The sequence below is a fragment of the Bacillus sp. MUM 116 genome (assembly GCF_001866655.1).
Taxonomy (GTDB): Bacteria; Bacillota; Bacilli; order Bacillales; family Cytobacillaceae; genus Neobacillus.
Genome location: NZ_MLYR01000185.1, coordinates 1 through 1,359, shown reverse-complemented (window position 1 = coordinate 1,359; position 1,359 = coordinate 1). Strand labels below are relative to the sequence as shown.

The following is a 1,359-nucleotide window of genomic DNA, read 5'->3' as shown; positions in this document are numbered from 1 at the left end:
TTATTGTAACACCGTCTGTGCTCACTTGCAACAGATTTTTTTATTCTACAATAATCATTTGTACATCGCTCACATCGTTTTCCGATTTAAATTTAATCGCTCCCCCCATCATTGATCCATTAACGGGGTACCGTCAGGAAAATGTCGAAGCTCCTGCGTAATAGTTTTCCAATTTTAAGTTATAACGCCAATTATTACACCACATAAAGCTTCCTGGAGGATATTCAAATTCGCACTCAGAGATAAACTGAAAGTCAAGCTTCCGACAAATTGCATTTGAAGCAGGATTATCAATCGATGGGAATGCATGAATGTATTTATATTTGTTCTCACTAGATGCTTCTACAATTGCTAACTTTACTGCTTTTGTAGCTATTCCTTTCCCTTGATAAGAGGGTAGAACACTCCATCCAGTTTCATATACACTTTCATTATTCCAAGTAGTTTGCCAATAACCCACAGAACCTACTGGTTCTAATTCTGGTAACAATTTAATGCTGAACATACGTCCTCTATTACCAAGCTCAAGATATCGTTTATGACGAATCAAAATCTGCTCTTTACTCTCTGGACCTCCAAGGTGCTGCATCATTTCTGGAGCGTTTATAAGAAAAAGCAAATCAAGGTCATTATCCTCCCAAGGCTTTATCTGAATGATATGGTTACTTGCTTCCAAATTTTCTTCATCCCCTCACTACTTATTATTTACTCTTTCTTTATGAATGCTAAAAATCCTCTATTTAATGATATTGTTGTTTAACAAACCTGCCAGTTAGCACAATAAGAAAAAGGGATCCTACGGTATTGAATCATAGCACATGATTTGTTTCAGTCTATTTCTATGTTGTCAACAGAGTTTTTCTCTTAGTAAAAAATACAAGGAAATTAGGAGATCCACAATTTATATGCTACACTTGGTTTACCATTTGATTTACTGTTTTCAAATAACCCCACTCATTTTTGAGTGGGGTTATTTGTTTTTCTAAGAAAAATAAAAAACAGACTCTAAAAAAGAGTCTGTCCATGTTTGTCATTTTATTTAAGCTTTACGAACGTTAGCTGCTTGTGCTCCACGTTGACCTTGCTCAACATCAAAAGTCACTTCTTGACCTTCTTCTAATGTTTTGAACCCTTCGCCTTGGATAGCTGAGAAATGAACGAATACGTCTTCTCCACCTTCACGTTCGATGAATCCGAAGCCTTTTTCGCCATTAAACCATTTTACTTTACCTTTTTCCATGTTTGTTGCCTCCTAGTGTGCTAAGCACACACAATATATTACTATCCTTGCTCTCAGTGATCATCAAGACGAAAAGTTTTTACTAATACTATCCTTTACACCGAACAAAAATAATTCTT

The 1,359-nt window shown here is 35.8% G+C and carries 2 protein-coding genes; both read right to left on the bottom strand.

The window, feature by feature from the left end; genetic code table 11:
* Positions 1-133: 133 nt before the first annotated feature.
* Positions 134-676 carry a GNAT family N-acetyltransferase gene (locus BIV60_RS27740; RefSeq protein WP_071358890.1) on the bottom strand — a complete coding sequence of 181 codons (543 nt, stop codon included), beginning with the start codon at positions 674-676 and terminating at the stop codon, positions 134-136.
* 363 nt (positions 677-1,039) lie between these two features.
* The gene (locus BIV60_RS27735) at positions 1,040-1,240 is read right to left on the bottom strand and encodes a cold-shock protein (RefSeq protein WP_071358889.1); all 201 of its coding nucleotides are present in this window, start codon (positions 1,238-1,240) and stop codon (positions 1,040-1,042) included.
* Positions 1,241-1,359 lie beyond the last annotated feature (119 nt).

Excerpts from the sequence above, each read along its gene's own strand:
- BIV60_RS27735 (WP_071358889.1), bottom strand. The coding sequence starts at position 1,240 with ATGGAAAAAGGTAAAGTAAAATGGTTTAATGGCGAAAAAGGCTTCGGA.